At 67.4% G+C, this 15821-nt stretch carries 15 protein-coding genes; 5 read left to right on the top strand and 10 right to left on the bottom strand.

Translation table 11 applies throughout. The features are described 5' to 3' along the window. Positions 1 to 237: 237 nt before the first annotated feature. Both istB and istA read right to left on the bottom strand, forming a co-directional pair. Entirely contained in the window at positions 238 to 1071 is an 834-nt protein-coding gene (gene istB / locus EDF69_RS01370; protein ID WP_204991410.1) for an IS21-like element helper ATPase IstB, read from the bottom strand. Between the two features lie 14 nt (positions 1072 to 1085). After that, positions 1086 to 2573, bottom strand: a complete 1488-nt coding sequence (istA, locus tag EDF69_RS01365) for an IS21 family transposase (protein ID WP_132884630.1) — start codon at positions 2571 to 2573, stop codon at positions 1086 to 1088. Positions 2574 to 2726: 153 nt separating this feature from the next. Here istA and EDF69_RS01360 point away from each other — a divergent pair, with 153 nt between their 5' ends. Further along, the gene (locus tag EDF69_RS01360; protein ID WP_132883392.1) at positions 2727 to 3203 is read left to right on the top strand and encodes a hypothetical protein; all 477 of its coding nucleotides are present in this window, start codon (positions 2727 to 2729) and stop codon (positions 3201 to 3203) included. A gap of 35 nt (positions 3204 to 3238) precedes the next feature. Here EDF69_RS01360 and EDF69_RS01355 read toward each other — a convergent pair whose 3' ends face one another. The 6 genes from EDF69_RS01355 to phhA are packed head-to-tail and all read right to left on the bottom strand — an operon-like array spanning position 3239 to position 8879. Beyond that, entirely contained in the window at positions 3239 to 3601 is a 363-nt protein-coding gene (locus tag EDF69_RS01355) for a Rieske (2Fe-2S) protein (RefSeq protein ID WP_132883391.1), read from the bottom strand. After that, the gene (gene maiA / locus EDF69_RS19495; protein WP_339537574.1) at positions 3598 to 4272 is read right to left on the bottom strand and encodes a maleylacetoacetate isomerase; all 675 of its coding nucleotides are present in this window, start codon (positions 4270 to 4272) and stop codon (positions 3598 to 3600) included. The genes EDF69_RS01355 and maiA overlap by 4 nt, the downstream gene beginning before the upstream one ends. Further along, positions 4236 to 5546 carry a fumarylacetoacetase gene (fahA, locus tag EDF69_RS19490; RefSeq protein WP_239555233.1) on the bottom strand — a complete coding sequence of 437 codons (1311 nt, stop codon included), beginning with the start codon at positions 5544 to 5546 and terminating at the stop codon, positions 4236 to 4238. Before fahA ends, maiA begins: the two co-directional genes overlap by 37 nt. Then, positions 5543 to 6862 carry a homogentisate 1,2-dioxygenase gene (hmgA, locus tag EDF69_RS01345; RefSeq protein WP_132883389.1) on the bottom strand — a complete coding sequence of 440 codons (1320 nt, stop codon included), beginning with the start codon at positions 6860 to 6862 and terminating at the stop codon, positions 5543 to 5545. Before hmgA ends, fahA begins: the two co-directional genes overlap by 4 nt. 33 nt (positions 6863 to 6895) lie before the next feature. Continuing rightward, complete coding sequence (hppD, locus tag EDF69_RS01340; protein ID WP_132883388.1) at positions 6896 to 7957, bottom strand: 4-hydroxyphenylpyruvate dioxygenase; 1062 nt, start codon at positions 7955 to 7957, stop codon at positions 6896 to 6898. Between the two features lie 58 nt (positions 7958 to 8015). Further along, a complete protein-coding gene (phhA, locus tag EDF69_RS01335; RefSeq protein WP_132883387.1) occupies positions 8016 to 8879 on the bottom strand; it encodes a phenylalanine 4-monooxygenase in 864 nt (287 codons plus the stop codon). A gap of 94 nt (positions 8880 to 8973) precedes the next feature. On the opposite strand from phhA, the gene EDF69_RS01330 reads away from it, so the two are divergent. Next, complete coding sequence (locus tag EDF69_RS01330; RefSeq protein ID WP_132883386.1) at positions 8974 to 9444, top strand: Lrp/AsnC family transcriptional regulator; 471 nt, start codon at positions 8974 to 8976, stop codon at positions 9442 to 9444. Positions 9445 to 9462: 18 nt separating this feature from the next. On the opposite strand, the gene EDF69_RS01325 is transcribed toward EDF69_RS01330, so the two are convergent. After that, the gene (locus tag EDF69_RS01325) at positions 9463 to 10692 is read right to left on the bottom strand and encodes a dipeptidase (protein WP_132883385.1); all 1230 of its coding nucleotides are present in this window, start codon (positions 10690 to 10692) and stop codon (positions 9463 to 9465) included. Then, positions 10689 to 11396 (bottom strand): cupin domain-containing protein, encoded by a 708-nt coding sequence (locus EDF69_RS01320; RefSeq protein WP_132883384.1) that lies wholly within the window; start codon positions 11394 to 11396, stop codon positions 10689 to 10691. Before EDF69_RS01320 ends, EDF69_RS01325 begins: the two co-directional genes overlap by 4 nt. A gap of 116 nt (positions 11397 to 11512) precedes the next feature. Between EDF69_RS01320 and EDF69_RS01315 the strand changes: the two genes are divergently transcribed. Genes EDF69_RS01315 through EDF69_RS01305 form a run of 3 tightly spaced genes read left to right on the top strand, consistent with a single transcriptional unit; the run spans position 11513 to position 15800 of the window. Then, positions 11513 to 13525, top strand: coding sequence for a serine hydrolase domain-containing protein (locus EDF69_RS01315; protein WP_132883383.1), 2013 nt, complete (start codon positions 11513 to 11515; stop codon positions 13523 to 13525). After that, on the top strand, positions 13525 to 14538 hold the full coding sequence (locus EDF69_RS01310; protein WP_132883382.1) for a dipeptide epimerase: 1014 nt from the start codon (positions 13525 to 13527) through the stop codon (positions 14536 to 14538). Before EDF69_RS01315 ends, EDF69_RS01310 begins: the two co-directional genes overlap by 1 nt. Then, entirely contained in the window at positions 14535 to 15800 is a 1266-nt protein-coding gene (locus tag EDF69_RS01305; RefSeq protein WP_132883381.1) for a peptide MFS transporter, read from the top strand. Before EDF69_RS01310 ends, EDF69_RS01305 begins: the two co-directional genes overlap by 4 nt. The last annotated feature ends 21 nt before the right edge of the window (positions 15801 to 15821 follow it).

The raw sequence follows: 15821 nt of genomic DNA, 5'->3' as shown, positions 1-15821 counted from the left end.
GTCGGGGGGAAGCCCGCAGGCACTAGATCAGGCGGCGTGGCCGAGGACAATCTCGCTCGCGCCCATGGGCGTCCAGATCACTTCCCTTCGTGGACAGGAAGCGGACCATGTCAACGGCGGAGCAAAACCAGGCCAGCGGGGCGGAGTAAAAGCAGGCCACTTGAGGCGCGCGCTGACGATATGAAAAGGGCCCCGATCGGGGCCCTTTTCATATCGTTGCCGTCCTCGGCCTGATGGTCAGGAAGATAATATCTCACCGGTGTCCGGGTCGGACAGGGCACTGGCCTGGTTTTGCTCCGCCCCGCGACGTTTGCGTCCGGTGGACTGCTTGAGGCGATAGCTGTCGCCGTTCATGGTCAGGATGGTGGCATGGTGGGTGAGCCGGTCGAGCAGTGCGCCGGTCAGCCGCTCGGAGGCGAGCACCTGCGTCCAGTCCTCGAACGGCAGGTTGGAGGTGATGATGGTCGAGCCGCGCTCGTAGCGCTGCGACAGCACCTCGAAGAGCAGTTCGGCGCCGGTCGGGGACAACGGGACGTAGCCGAGTTCATCGACGACGAGCAGCTTCACGGCCGCCATCTCGCGTTGGAGCTTGAGCAGCCGTCGCTCGTCTCGCGCCTCCATCAACTGGTTCACCAGCGAGGCCGCGGTAGTGAAGGCGACTGTGAAGCCCTTCTGGCAAGCCGCCAGGCCGAGCGCGAGGGCTACATGCGTCTTGCCTGTCCCGCTGTTGCCGAGCGCAATGACGTTCTCGCGGCGCAGGATATATTCGCACCGTGCGAGCTCGACCACCATCATCTTGTTCAGGCTGGGGATGGCGGTGAACTCGAAGGTGTCGAAGCTCTTCACAGCCGGGAAACGGGCTGCGCGGATCCGTCGCTCGATGGTCCGGCGCTCGCGGTCGATGAGCTCCAACTCGATAAGCCGCAACAGGTAGCGCGTGTGGTCGACCCCGCCTTGCGCGCATTCGCGCGCGACCTTTTCGTACTCGCGCAGAACGGTTGGCAGTTTGAGTTGTTTGAGATGATGGGCGAGCAGCACCTGTGGCGTACCTGCGGTCGTGCCCACCGGCATGGCGTCCTTGTCCGTCATGCTGCCAGCACCGCATAGTCGGCCGCGCACGTCGTTTTGACGTCCATCTTGGGCACGTGCGGATACGCCGCTAAATCCAGGCGCGGCGGACGGCGCTCGATACGCGCCAGCGCGATGAGTTTTACCGCGTCAAAACCAGGTGCGCCCAACTGGACTGCCTCGGTCACGGCATCCGTGACGATGGGAAGCGGCATCGCCTCGAGCAGCCGCAGCACCTGGATGAACTCGCGTTTACCCTTGTTGCCCATCCGGGCCTCGAGCAGGTGGCGCAGATGCTGGAAGATGTCCGGCAGGTTCCAGTCCTGAAGGGCTGCCGCCTGGTCGAGCGCACCGGGCTTGGTCTCGATGAGCGCGAGATAGTGCAGTGGGTTGGAGACGAATACGCCTTCGTCGTAGCAACGCGCGTGCCGGGCAATCTCTTCGCCCGCGCATATGATGACGACCTCGTCGACGAACCCCTTCACCATCACGTCGCGGTAGCCGTACGCGGTCGGCACCGAATAGTCGTTGGTCCGGTAGCGCACCATCGCGGTCGACGACACGCGCGCCGCGCGTTTCTCGCATGGCTCCAGTGGTACGGACGGCAGCGTGCGCAATGCCGATACGTCTGCCGCCAGCCGCTCGGCAATGGTCTGCGCGTGCTGACCGGCATGCTCGCCCTGGCGCGTACGGCAGGACTCCTCGAACCTGGCGTTCAGGACATCGAAATTGGCAGCGACCGGCACGGGCACCATGAAGTTGTTGCGCGCAAACTTCACCAGCCCCTCGACCTTGCCTTTGTCGTTGCCTCGCGCTGGACGCGCAAAACGGTCCTGAAACAGGTAGTGGCTGACCAACTCGGTGAAGGCGCGTGTGCGCTCGCGCGTTCCATCGCCGCAGATCTTTGCCACGGCGATGGTTGTGTTGTCGTAGAGGATGGACAGCGGCACGCCCCCGAAGAACGCGAATGCCGACACGTGCCCGTCAAGAAACGCCTCGGTCGTCTCGCGCGGATACGCCTTGAAGAAGCAGGCATCCGACTGCGGCAGCGACATGCAGAAATAGTGGATCTTCATCCGCTCCCCGCCGACGACCGCGACCGCCTCGCCAAAGTCGACCTGTGCATGCCCCGGCGGGTGCGCCAGCGGCACGAAGGTCTCGCGCCCGCGGGCCCTGCACAGCCGCACATGGTCCTTCACCATCGTGTAGCCGCCCGTATAGCCATGCTCGTCGCGCAGCCGCTCAAAGATCCGCTTGGCCGTGTGCTGCTGCTTGCCCGGCGCCTCGCGGTCGGCTGCCAGGATTGCGTCGATAACCGGTAGCAGCGTCCCGAGCTTCGGCTTGGTCGGAGGTTTCGTCCGGCGGTATCCAGGAGGCGCCGAATACAGGCACATCTTGCGTACCGTATCCCGGTTCAGCCCGAACACCTCCGCCGCTTCCCGGCGACTATGCCCCTCGACAAATACAAACCGTCTGACCGCTGCGTAGCTCTCCACGACAAACATCCCCGCCGCTCCGCAAAGGGAGCAGCTTACCAACTGGCCGGATTTTACTCCGCCCCCGACGGCACTGCGCCGGCGGTCCTGTGGCCTGGTTTGTCACCGCCCTTCACAGGACCAGCCCTCTAAGGCGATGTTGAACTTCGATCAGGAGGGGTGATGGTCCCCAAGCACAGGGTCACGCTTGCGGTTGCAGCGCTATGGATGGTGTCGACGGCGGCGAGCGCCCTTCCGCAACAGGATCGCGCAAGCGGCGGGCTGAGGCTCGACCTGCCGACGGTGGAGGAGGCGCAGCGCGCCGATGCCTCTCGCTCTGGCCAAACGGAAATGGTCATCGCCGACGATGCGGAGGCGCGCGCGGCTGCGGAGGCCGAGGCGGCGCGGGTGCGGGAAGCCAATGCAGCGCAGCGCGTCCTGGCCGAGGCCGACTCGCAGCGGATCGCCGCGGACCGGCAGGCGCAGGAGGCGCGGCTGGCGCAGTATCGCGAGCAACAGCGCCTCCATGACGAGGCGCTCACCAACTATGCGAATCAGGTTGCCGCTGCCGAGGCCGCTCGCCGGCGCTGGCAGGCCGATGTCGCCGCCTGCAAGGCGGGTGACCACGCCCGATGCGGGGTGAGCGCCAACCCGCGGTAGCCGGGCTCCTGGTCAAACGGCCTCTGCGGTTCCGGTCAGCAGGTGACGATCCGCCCATCACGTACCGTGACTGGCCAAGAGGTGAGGCGCTGTCCGGCGCACGGTCCGCCGACGCAGGCGCCCGTCTCCGGCTCGAACAGCGCGCCATGCCAGCTGCAGCTGATGAAGCGGCCGTCGGGGGTCAGGTAGGCGTCCAGCGTCTGGGCGAGCGGAAGCCCTGCGTGCGGGCAGCGATCGACGTAGCCGCGGACCTGGTCGCCGATCCGCACCAGGAAGCCGTGAAAGCGGCCGGTCCGGGTCTCGATCACGATGTTGCGGGCCGTGCCCTCCGCAAGGAGATCCAGGGCGCAGAGGGCAATGCCGGCCGGAGTGGCGGAAAGGCGCGCAAGATCGCTCATGCGGGGTCGGCATCCGGCTGGCGATCGGGACGGGCTTCGGCGACCGGCTCGAGCGCCAGGGCTGCGGCTGAGCAGTCGCGGATCCTGGGAAAGGGGGAGAGATCGACGCCGAAGCGCTCCGCCGAATAGACCTGGGGTACGAGGCAGCAGTCGGCGAGCGTGGGCGTGTCGCCAAAGGCGTACCGGCCACCGTGCCGCGCCACCAGCGTCTCCAGCGCGCCAAACCCTTCCTTGATCCAGCCCCCGATCCAGGCGGAGACCTGCGCTTCGTCGGCGCCGAACTCGCTGCGCAGGGTGGTCAGCACCCGCAGGTTGTTGAGCGGGTGGATGTCGCAGGCGATCAGCCCCGCCATGGCGCGCACGGTTGCGCGGCCCCGCGCGGACGCGGGGAGCAGGGCAGGCGCCGGGTGCGTCTCCTCCAGCCACTCGAGGATGGCGAGGCTTTGGGTCACGACCCCCTGGTTGGTCTCCAGGGCGGGGACCAGTCCCTGCGGGTTGAGCATGGTATAGCTCTGGTGGCGATGGGCGCCGGTGCGCAGGTCATGGGGCACCTGGTGGTAGGCGAGGCCCTTCAGATTGAGCGCGATGCGGACGCGATAGGCGGCGCTCGACCGCCAGTAGCCGTGCAGGCGGATCACGCCGAGATCGCAGGCAGCACGATGCCGGTGCACGGGCCGAAGCCGATCGCGCGAAAGCCCGGCGCCTCGGCACGTCCGACGAGCGTGAGTTCGTCGCCGTCCTCCAGGAAGCTGCGGACCTCCCCCGTCGGCAGCGCAATCGGCTCCGCACCGGCGCGGGTGAGTTCGAGCAGGCTGCCGAGGCCCTCGCGCGTCGGCGCGGAGATGGTGCCGGTGCCGAGCAGGTCGCCCGGGCGAAGATCGCAGCCGTTGGAGGCATGGTGCGCGACCATCTGGGCGATCGTCCAGTACATGTGGGTAGCGGCACTGCGGCTCAGCCGGACCGGCGCCATGCCCGCCGCGCGCGTCGCCTGGGTGGCCAAGGTCACTTCGAGCGTGATGGCAAGCGCGCCCTCCGCCTGATCCCCGGCGTCGAGCAGATAGGGCAGGGGAGCGGGGTCGTCCGCCGGCCGCGCGGGCTGCGCCGTGCGGAAGGGGGCGAGCGCCTCGGCGGTGACGATCCAGGGCGAGACCGTGGTCAGGAAGTTCTTGGCCAGGAAGGGCCCGAGCGGCTGATATTCCCATGCCTGGATGTCGCGTGCCGACCAGTCGTTGAGCAGCGACAAACCCGCGACATGCTCCCCGGCGCTTCCGATCGGGATGGTTTCGCCGAGCGCGTTGCCGGTGCCGATCCAAACGCCCATCTCCAGCTCGAAGTCGAGCCGGCGGGTGGGTGCGCGCACGGGAACGTCGGCGTCCGGCGCCTTGAGCTGGCCACATGGGCGCACCAGCGGCGTGCCGGACACGCGCACCGAGGAGGCGCGGCCGTGATAGCCGATCGGCACATATTTGTAGTTGGGCAGCAGCGGATTGTCGGGGCGGAATACCTTACCCACGTTGTTCGCGTGATGGATGCCGACGTAGAAGTCGGTGTAGTCGCCCACTGCCGCCGGAAGGTGCAGCGTGCATGCCGCGGCTTGGTACAGGCAGCGCGAGACGGCGTCCTGCTGCGCCGGGTCGCTGAGCAGCGCCGACACCGTCCGGCGGAGTGCGCGCCGGGGCGCCGCACCGAGCGCCAGCAACGCATTCAGCGTCGGGCCGGAGGCCGCGACGGCAGCGTGTTGCGCTTCGCGCTCTAGCAGCCCGCTCTCCGCAAGTGCGGCGAGATCGAGGATGCGGTCGCCGATGGCGATGCCGCCGCGCGGCGCCCCGCCGGTCGAGAAGATGCCGAGGGGCAGGTTCTGGATCGGGAACTCGGGGTGGTCATCCGCGCCGGGCACCCAGCTCGTCCGGGCGGGGTCGTGGGTCTCGTCGATGGTCCAGCTCAACGCGGCAACTCCGCCTTGGCAAAACCGGACCAAACCTCATCATAGTCGAACTGCATCGTCGGGGTCTCGGTGGCCCAGCGGGTCGGCGCGACCACGTGCCGGGTCTCGAACATGAAGGCCATGGTGTCCTCGATACGGTGGGGCGCGAGCTCCGCGGCGACTGCCTTGTCATAGCTCGCGCGGTCGGGCCCGTGCCCGTTCATCTGGTTGTGCAGGCTGGCGCCCCCCGGCGAGAACCCGCCCTGCTTGGCATCATAGGCGCCGGTCACCAGCCCCATGAACTCGCTCATCACGTTGCGGTGGAACCAGGGCGGGCGGAACGTGCCTTCGGCCACCATCCAGCGCGGCGGAAAGATCACGAAGTCGCAATTGGCCGTTCCCGGCGTGTCGCTGGGGCTGGTCAGCACGGTGAAGATCGACGGATCGGGATGGTCGAAGCTGACCGTGTTGATCGTGTTGAAGCGGGTCAGGTCGTAGCGGCAGGGCGCGAGATTGCCGTGCCAGGCGACCACGTCGAACGGTGAGTGATCGAGCGTGGTCTCCCAGAGCCCACCTTGGAACTTCTGGACGACGGTGCAGAGCGTATCGACATCCTCGAACCAGGCGACCGGCGTCTCGAAGTCCCGCGGATTGGCAAGGCCATTGGCGCCGATCGGACCGAGATCGGGCAGGCGGAACAGCGCGCCATAGTTCTCCAGCACATAGCCGCGCGCCCGCCCATCCGGCAGCGTGATCCGGAAGCGTATGCCGCGCGGGATCAGCGCCACCTGGAGCGGCGCGATGTCGATCTGGCCCAACTCGGTGGTGATCGACAGCCGGCCCTCTTGCGGCACGATCAGCAGCTCGCCGTCGGCCGAGAAGAAGGCGCGCGCCATGTCGGCGGTCGCGGCATAGAGATGGATGCCGACCCCGGTCTGCGCATCGGGGCTGCCGTTGCCGCCATAGGTCACGAGGCCGTCGAGCCAGTCGGTCGCGACCTCCGGCCAGGGAAGGGGATCCCAGCGCATGCGGTTGGGCGACGGCGGCACCTCCGCGAACGGGCCCGAGCGCAGGCGCGGGGCCGCGGCCGACCGCACGAACGCCGGGTGCTGGGCGGCGGGGCGAAGCCGGTACAGCCAGGAGCGCCGGTTCTCCGCGCGCGGGGCGGTGAAGGCGGTGCCGGACAATTGCTCCGCATAGAGGCCGAAGGGCACGTGCTGCGGACTGTTGCGGCCGATCGGCAGCGCACCCGCAACCGCCTCCGTCGCGACATGGTTGCCGAAGCCGGGCACATAGGCGGCGCCCGTATGCGCCCCGGCGGGCGTGTGCATCGTCATGCCGCGTTGCTCCGCAAGCCTACCGTTCCGGAATCAGGCATCGACCTTGATGACCCCGCGGCGGATCTGGTCGAGCTCGATCGATTCGAACAATGCCTGGAAATTGCCGTTGCCGAAGCCCTGGTTGCCCTTGCGCTGGATGATCTCGAAAAAGATCGGTCCGACCATGTTCTCGGTGAAGATCTGGAGCAGGATGCCTTCGCCGTTCTCGACCGATCCGTCGATCAGGATGCGGTTGCGGCGCAGCCGCTCCAGGTCCTCGCCATGGCCGGGCACGCGCTTGTCGACCAGCTCGTAATAGGTCTCGATCGTGTCCTGGAGCCGCACGCCGCGCGCACGCAGCTTCTCGACCGTCTCGTAGATGTTCTCGGTGGTGAGGGCGAGGTGCTGGATGCCTTCGCCCTGATACTCGCGGATGAACTCCTCGATCTGGCTGTTTTCGTCCTGACTCTCGTTGAGCGGGATGCGGATGGCGCCGTCGGGGGCGATCATCGCCTGGCTGAACAGGCCGGTCGCCTTCCCCTTGATGTCGAAATACTTCTGCTCTTCGAACCCGAACAGCCGGCCGTAGAAGCTCGACCAGGTCCGCATCTCGCCGCGGCGGACATTGTGGGTGAGGTGGTCGAGCAGGTCGAGGCCGACGGAGTTGCGCGCCTCCGCCTCCTGCCAGCCCGGCACTTCCTGCCACCCGGCGTAGAGATCCTCGCCGCTCTTCACGAGGTAGAGGTAGGATCCGCCGATCCCCTCGATCGCACAGGCGTCGGTGCCCAGCGTGCCGCGCCCGGCGTCGACCGCCACTGCGCCCTCGGCCACGGCATGGTCCCGGGCAGCACGGGGATCGGCGACGCGGAAGGCCATGCCGCTTGCCGACGGGCCGTGGGCGGCGCGGAACTCGGCGGCCTGCCCCTCCGGCTCGGCGTTGAGCAGGAGGTTGATGCGCCCCTGCTTGTAGCGGGTGACCTGCTTGGCCGGATGGCGGTGCGTCGGCACGAAGCCCATCTGCTCGAAGTGGTGGCCGAGCTGTTCCGGATCGGGCGAGGTGAACTCGCAGAATTCGAAGCCATCGAGGCCGAGCGGATTGTTCTGCGTGGTCATGCAAAGCCTTTCGAAGCGTTGGAAGATGGGGAGGGGCGGCATCGCCGCGGAAGGCAGCTCATGCGGAGCGCTTCCCTTGCGCGTAGGCCTGGGTGCCCCGGGTGTAGAGGTGGTCGGACGGCAGGACCGCGTCAGTCTCGATGTCGGCGGCGTCCGCCAGTTCGGCATAGATCGGGCCGAAGTCGGTGTTCAGCGTCTGGTCGAGCAGGTCCTCGAAGCTGTCGATGACGAAGTAGCTCTGCTGGTAGTCGTCGATGCGATAGCGGGTCTGCATCACCCGCTTGAGATCGAACCGGATGCGGTGGGGCGAGGGATCGTCGAGCGCGAACTGCGACTCGCCGTAGGAGGAGACGATGCCGGCGCCATAGAGCTGGAGCGCATCACCCGACCGGACCAGTCCGAACTCGACCGTGTACCAGTAGAGCCGCGCGAGCTTTGCGATCGTGCCCGCCGCCGCCGCGCGCTGGCCGCCCTGGCCATAGGCCTGCATGTAATCGGCAAAAACCGGCTGGGTGAGCAGCGGGACGTGGCCGAACACGTCGTGGAAGACGTCGGGCTCCTGGAGATAATCGAGCTGGTCGGGACGCCGGATGAAGTTGCCGGCAACGAACCGCCGGTTCGCGAGATGATCGAAGAACACGCTGTCGGGGACGAGCCCGGGCACCGCCACGACCTGCCAGCCGGTCGCTTTCATCAGCCGCTCCGACAGTTCCTCGAAATCTGGAATGCCGGGCTTGGAGAGGCGCAGGATGTCCAGGCCCTGCAGGAACAGCGGAGTCACGCGCCCGGGAAGAAGCTGGGCCTGGCGCTCGAACAACCTGTCCCAGGTGGCGTGGTCTTCCGGCGTGTAGGATTCCCACCGCTGGGGGATGGTCCAGTCCTTGGCGGCGCCCGCCGGTGGTGTGCCCGGATCCTCGCTCATGCCGACACGATCTCACCCAACGCCGATGATTGCTCATCATTCGAAGCGGCTTTATCGACTCCGCTGAAACGGTTTCGCGAGGATCGGCAAGAACATGAAACAGGATCGCACGATGGATGCGGTCGATCGCCGAATCGTCCGGCTGTTGCAGGAGGATGCGACGCTCAGCCACGCCCAGCTTGCGGAGGAGGTCGGAGCGTCTCCGGCTTCCTGCTGGCGGCGGGTAAAGGCGCTGGAGGCGGCCGGCATCCTCGGTCGCACCGTCCGGCTCGTCGACCCGGAAGCCGTGGGCCGCGGCGTCAACGTGATGTGCAACATCCGCATGCGCAGCCACGCGGCCGAGGCGCGGCAGAGCTTCGAGGAGTTCGTCCAGGGCCGGCCGGAGGTGGTGGAGTGCTTCTCCATGTCCGGCGAATGGGACTATCTGCTCCGGGTCGTCGTGGCGGACGTCGTCGACTACAACCAGTTCCTGATGCAGACGATGCTGGGCCACCCCTCCGTCGCCGGCGGATCGTCGCACTTCGTGCTGGCCACCACCAAATACACGACCGCCTTGCCAGTGTGACTGCTTCGGGGCCGCTCCTTAGGAGGCGAGTTCCCCTTTTACCCGCGCTGCCGCCTCCATCACCCGCAGGACATTGCCGCCCGCGAGCTTCGCGATGTCCGCGTCGCTCCAGCCCCTGCGCATGAGTTCGGCGAGGAGCGCCGGGTAGGTCGCAACGTCCTCCAGTCCGTCGGGCAGCGTGTCGCCGACGCCGTCGAAGTCGGAGCCGAGGCCGACATGGTCGACCCCGGCGACCCGCGCGACGTGGTCGATATGGTCGGCGACTTGCGCCAGCGTGACGCGGGGCGCTGGGTGCGCGGCAAGCCACGTCGCATACGCCGCGGCAGCCTTCTCCGGGTGGCCGATCGCGAGACCGCCATAGGGTGGTGCGTTCAGCCGCGTCTTCTCGGCTGCCGCGTCCGCCGACCAGCGGCGGTAGGCATCCGAGACGTAGGGGGGTGCATAGTCCACCATCACCACGCCGCCGTTTGCGCGGACCAGCGCGAGCACCGCGTCGGAGACGTTGCGCGGATGGTCGTTGAGCGCTCGGGCGCCGGAATGGGAGAAGATAACCGGGGCCTTGGTGACGGCAAGCGCGTCCCGCATCGTCGCCTCGCTGACATGGCTGAGATCGACCAGCATACCCAGCCGATTGAGCTCGGCCACGATCCGCCGGCCGAAGTCGGTAAGCCCGTCGTGCTTGGGGTTGTCGGTCGCTGAATCCGCCCATTCGATCGTCCGCGAATGGGTAAGCGTGAGGTAGCCCGCGCCAAGCTCCGCATAGCTGCGCAGGACCGACAGATTGCCGTCGATCTGGCCGCCGCCCTCGACTCCGATCAGGCAGCCGATCCGCCCCGCGCGGTGGGCGCGGCGCACCTGCTCGGCGGTGCGCACCATGGTGAAGGTCTGGGGGTAGCGCGTGCAGATCGACTTCACGAGATCGATCTGTTCCAGCGTCTGCTCGACCTGCTCCTTGGGCGGAAGGTCGGGGGACACCCACACGGACCAGAATTGCGCGCCCACCTTGCCGCGGCGCAGCCGGATGATGTCCGTGTTGTAGCGTTCCGGACTGCCCGAGAGGTCGTTGAGGTCCATCGTCCAGCGCGCATCGCCCTCGCGTTCGCGCAGCGCCTCCGGCCAGTCGTTATGGCCGTCGATCAGCGGCGTCGACTTCAGCACGCGGGCGACACGCGCGTCATAGTCCTGAGCATGTGCGGCGGAGATCGGCATCGCCAGCATTGCGGCGAGCAGCGGGAGTGCGCGCTTCATCGGCCGGCCTTGCCGCGGCGGGGCTTGGCATCCGTAGGGCCGTTCTCGTTCACTGCCCCCGTGCCAAGTCGCTGTTCCTCGTGAATGGTTAGCAGCGACTGCATCAACTCTTCCTCCTGGCTGGACATGACCGCCAATACCTCCGCTTGTTCGCAATCCTCGGCGGCCAGGTAGGCGTGCCCCATGCTCGAATCGATGTAGAGCGCCTGCCCCGGCTCGAGCGTGACCGGATCGTAGAATTCCGTGTGCACCACCACCCTGCCGCTCAGGACGTAGAGGAACTCTTCTCCGCTGTGCCGCACCAGTTCGCCAAATTGTTCGGACGAGTGCGCGCGGATCGTGGTGAGGACGGGCACCATCCGCTTTCGGCGGAGCTCCGTGCAGAGGTAGTGATAGTCGTAGTTGGGCGTCTCGACCCGCACGGAACGGGTGATGTCGCCTAAGCTGCGGCGGGCTGTCACCGGCTGAGCGGTGTCCTCTTCGCCTTCCGCGAAAAGCTCCGACATGCGCATGCCCAGCCGCTGGCCGAGCTGCTGCAGCTTGTCATAGGTGAGCGTCAGCCGGTCGTGCTCGATCTTGGAAAGAGTGGAGACCGGGATGCCGATCCTCGCGCTCATCTCCTTCAACGTCCAGCCCTCGCGGGAGCGAAGCCCGCGCAGCAGGGCGCCGAGCGTCGGCGGGGACTGGGCGGGTGGTACCGACACGCGTTTCTCCTCGGGCGCAAACCCATTGACAATTCTCCGATCAGGACATCACTATCCTGAACCGACACGCCAGCAGCTTATCGGCACCGGCGAGGCGCGGCAACGGGGAGGCAGCGATGCGCATCAACAGACTGGTGGCTATGGTTGCGGCGATGGCCGCGCTGGTCGGAGGTGTTTCGCTTGCCCAGGCGCCGGATGCGCCGCCGCTTACACCCGCGCCAGCGATCGCCGCGCCCGAACTGCCGACGGTGGCTCCGGGGGGGAATGGAGCCCGCGCGCTGACCGCCGCTGACCTCGACGGCTGGCTCGACGGCTATCTGCCCTACGCCCTGCACAGCGGCGACATCGCCGGGGCGGTGGTGACGGTGGTAAAGGACGGGCAGGTGATCGCAGCGCGCGGTTATGGCTATGCCGATATCGCGAAACGCCAGCCGGTGGACCCCGCGCGCACGCTGTTCCGCCCGGGATCGGTGTCGAAGCTGGTGACCTGGACGGCGGTGATGCAGCAGGTGGAGGCGGGGAGGCTCGAGCTCGACCGCGACGTCAACGCCTATCTCGATTTCCGCATCCCCGCGCGCAACGGCAAGCCCGTGACGCTGCGCCAGATCATGACCCACACCGCCGGCTTCGAAGAGGCGATGAAGGACCTGATCCTTGAGGATCCCAAGGACGTGCAGTCGCTGGGTGGGTACCTCAAGCGCTGGACGCCGCGCCGCATCTTCGATGCGGGCACGACGCCTGCCTATTCCAATTGGGCGACGGCGCTGGCGGGCTACATCGTCGAGCGGGTGTCGGGCGTGCCGTTCGACACCTATGTCGAGCAGCGCATCTTCGCGCCGCTCGACATGCGCACCGCGACCTTCCGCCAGCCGCTGCCGGGCAAGCTCGCGCCGCTGATGGCGGTCGGCTATCCGCGCGCCTCGGAACCTGCACAGCCGTTCGAGATCGTGGTGCCAGGTCCGGCGGGCTCGCTGTCCGCGTCCGGCCTAGACATGGCCAAGTTCATGATCGCGCATCTGGAAAGCGGCCGCGGCATCCTGGGCCCGGCGACCGCGGCGACGATGCACGACAGTCCGCTCGATCGCGTCGATCCAGCCTCGCTGATCCCGCCGCTCAACCGCATGGAGCTCGGTTTCTTCGAAACCAACATCAACGGGCGCGACGTGATCGCGCACCTGGGCGACACCAACAACTTCCACACCTCGCTGCACCTGTTCCGGGCGGAGCATGTCGGCTTCTACGTCTCGTTCAACAGCGCCGGACGGGAGGGAGCGGCGCACGTCATCCGCGGCCAGTTGTTCCAGGATTTCGCCGACCGCTACTTTCCCGCAAGCGGCCGCGACGGACGGGTGGATGCCCGGACTGCAGCCGAGCATGCGCGGATGATGGTTGGCCATTGGCAGAACAGTCGCCACTCGGAATCCGCCTTCCCTGCAATCCTGAACCTGTTCGGACAGAGCGAGGTCACCGTCGACGGCGAGGGGCGGCTGGTGGTGCCTGCTCTCACCGGGCCCGGCGGCGCAGTGCAGCGCTGGGAGGAGATCGCGCCGTTCGTCTGGCGCGACGTCAACGGGCATGACCGGCTCGCCGCCAAGGTGGTGGACGGCAAGGTCGTGCGCTGGAGCTTCGACCTGGTCGCGCCCTTCATGGTGTTCGACCGCGTGCCGGCTTCCCTGTCGGCGGCATGGCTGAAGCCGGTCCTGTATGCGAGCCTCGTCATCCTGCTGCTGACCGCGCTCTACTGGCCGGCAACCTGGTTCCTGCGGCGCCGCTACAAAACGCCGATCGGAGTGCATGGGGCGGCGCTGAAGGCCTATCGCGCGACGCGGATCATGGCGCTGGCCGACCTGCTGGTGCTTGCTGGCTGGACGATCTTCGTAATCCAGGCGTTCAGCAGGATCTCGCTGCTTTCCGACCGCACGAACGGCGTGCTGTGGCTGCTGCAGATCGCCGGGGCGATCGTGTTCGTCGGCGCCGTCGGCATTGCCGGCTGGAATGCCTGGCTCACCTGGCGCGACGGGCGCGGCTGGGCACGCAAGCTCTGGAGCCTGCTGGTGCTGCTCGCGACCGTGGTGGTGCTCTACGTCGCCTGGGCGTTCGGGCTGCTGGCGATGACGGTGAACTACTGATGGGTGCGCTTCGCCTCTCCGTGGCAACCGACACGTTGCGGCTGGCTCAGCCCTTCCGGATCGCGGGCTATGTGTTCGACACCGCGGACGTGCTGGTGGTGACGCTCGATGATGGAGTCTACCAGGGGCGCGGAGAGGCAGCGGGCGTCTATTACCTCGGCGACGATCTCGCCCATATGCGGGCGGCGATCGAGGAAGCGCGGACGGCGATCGAAGTGGGGCCGACGCGCGAGGAACTGCGCGCGATCCTGCCGCCGGGCGGCGCGCGCAACGCGATCGACTCAGCGCTTTGGGAGCTGGAGGCGCAGCGTACCGGCCGGCCGGTGTGGGCGCTCGCGGGGCTCGGGTCGGAGCCCAAGCCGATCGTCACCACCTTTACGATCAGTGCCGACACGCCCGAGGCGATGGCGGCGGTGGCGAGAGGCTATGCGCAGGCCGTCTCGATCAAGGTCAAGCTGACCGGCGACCTCGACCTGGATCTCACCCGCGTCGCCGCGATCCGGGCCGCGCGGCCCGACGTGTGGCTGGGTGTCGACGGCAACCAGGGGTTCGTCGCGGCCGATCTCGAGGCGCTGGTCGCGGGTCTGGGCGCCTATCGCGTCTCCCTGCTCGAACAGCCGCTCGCGCGGGGCCGGGAGGCAGAACTGGAGGGGTTTCGCTCGCCGATCCCAATCGCCGGAGACGAGAGCCTGTTGTCGCTCGAAGACGTCGGCCCCGCCAAGGGCCGCTTCGACGTGGTCAACATCAAGCTCGACAAGTGCGGAGGCCTTACCGAAGGCCTGCTGATGGTGGCCGAGGCACGGCGGCTGGGGCTGGGCGTAATGGTGGGTACCATGATCGGTACCAGCCTTGCGACGGCGCCCGGGTTCATACTGGGGCAGCTTGCGGACCTGGTCGACCTGGATGGCCCCACTTTCCTGGCGGCGGACCGCGCACCGGCAGTCACCTACCGCGACGGCACGCTCTACGCCGGGCCCGAGGTTTGGGGCGCGCCCAGGACGGTCACGGCATGAGCGAGCCCCGCGCCTGGTTCGGCCAGCCGCGCGGGCTGACAATCCTGTTCCTGACGAACATGTGGGAGCAATTCTCCTACTACGGCATGCGCGCGCTGCTGGTCTACTACATGACCAAGCAGCTGATGATGGCGCAGGGCACCGCGTCGATCGTCTATGGCACCTACACCGCCTGCGCCTATTTCACGCCGATCGTGGGCGGAGTGATCGCCGACCGCCTCCTGGGCAAGCGGCGCGCGATCATTCTGGGCGGCTCGATCATGGCCGCCGGACATTTCATGATGGCGTTCGAACCGCTGTTCTACCCGGCGCTCGCCACCATTGCGATCGGCAACGGGCTGTTCCTGCCGAGCCTGCCCAGCCAGATCGACGACCTCTACAAGCCCGGCGATCCGCGCGTGAGCTGGGCCTACAACGTCTATTATGTCGGCGTGAACATCGGCGGCTTTCTGGCGCCGCTGATCTGCGGGACGCTGGGGGAGCTCTATGGCTGGCACTGGGGGTTCGGCGCAGCCGGGATCGGCATGGTCGGAGGGCTGGCGATCTATCTATGGGGACAGCGCTACCTCCCCGAGCAGGCGCGCCGCCCAGCGGTCGAGCGCAGTGCAGCGCCGCGGGTGCGCTTCCCGCGTGAGACAGCGGTGCTGCTGCTGGCGATCGGCCTGTCGGTGACGGTGTTCCGCAGCGCCTATGAGCAGGTCGGCAACACGGTCGCGCTGTGGGCCGATGTCGGCGTCGATCGCCGCGCGGGCGGCAGTGTCATTCCGATGACCTGGTTCCAGGCGCTCAACCCGCTGCTGGTGATGGTGATGACGCCTCCGCTGCTCGTCTTCTGGCGGCAGCGTGCAGAGCGCGGGCGCGTAGCGCGGCCGGCGCGCAAGATGGCGACCGGGGCACTGGTAGTGGGTGGCGCCTATCTGCTGCTCGCCGCACTGGAGGGCATCGGCGGACAGACCCATTGGGCTTGGCTGGTGCTGTTCTTTGTCCTGCTGACGCTCGGCGAACTCTACATCCTGCCGACCGGCCTCGGGCTGTTCGCGCGGCTGGCGCCGGCTGGACTCGGCGCAACGACGGTAGCGGCCTGGTACCTCGCAACCTTCGCCGGAAGCCTTGCAGCCGGCCTGGTAGGGACGCTTTGGAGCCGGACGAGCCACGCGGCCTTCTTCCTCCTGCTGGCAGGGCTGGCAGGGCTCGCGGCGCTGATGTTGTGCGCGCTCGATCTAATGGAGCAGCGGCGCACGCGCGAAGATCAGAACGTATAATCAGGTTGACTATTCTCTGAT

It is taken from the genome of Sphingomonas sp. JUb134 (assembly GCF_004341505.2).
Lineage (GTDB): Bacteria > Pseudomonadota > Alphaproteobacteria > Sphingomonadales > Sphingomonadaceae > Sphingomonas.
This window is presented reverse-complemented; position numbering and strand designations above follow the sequence as displayed.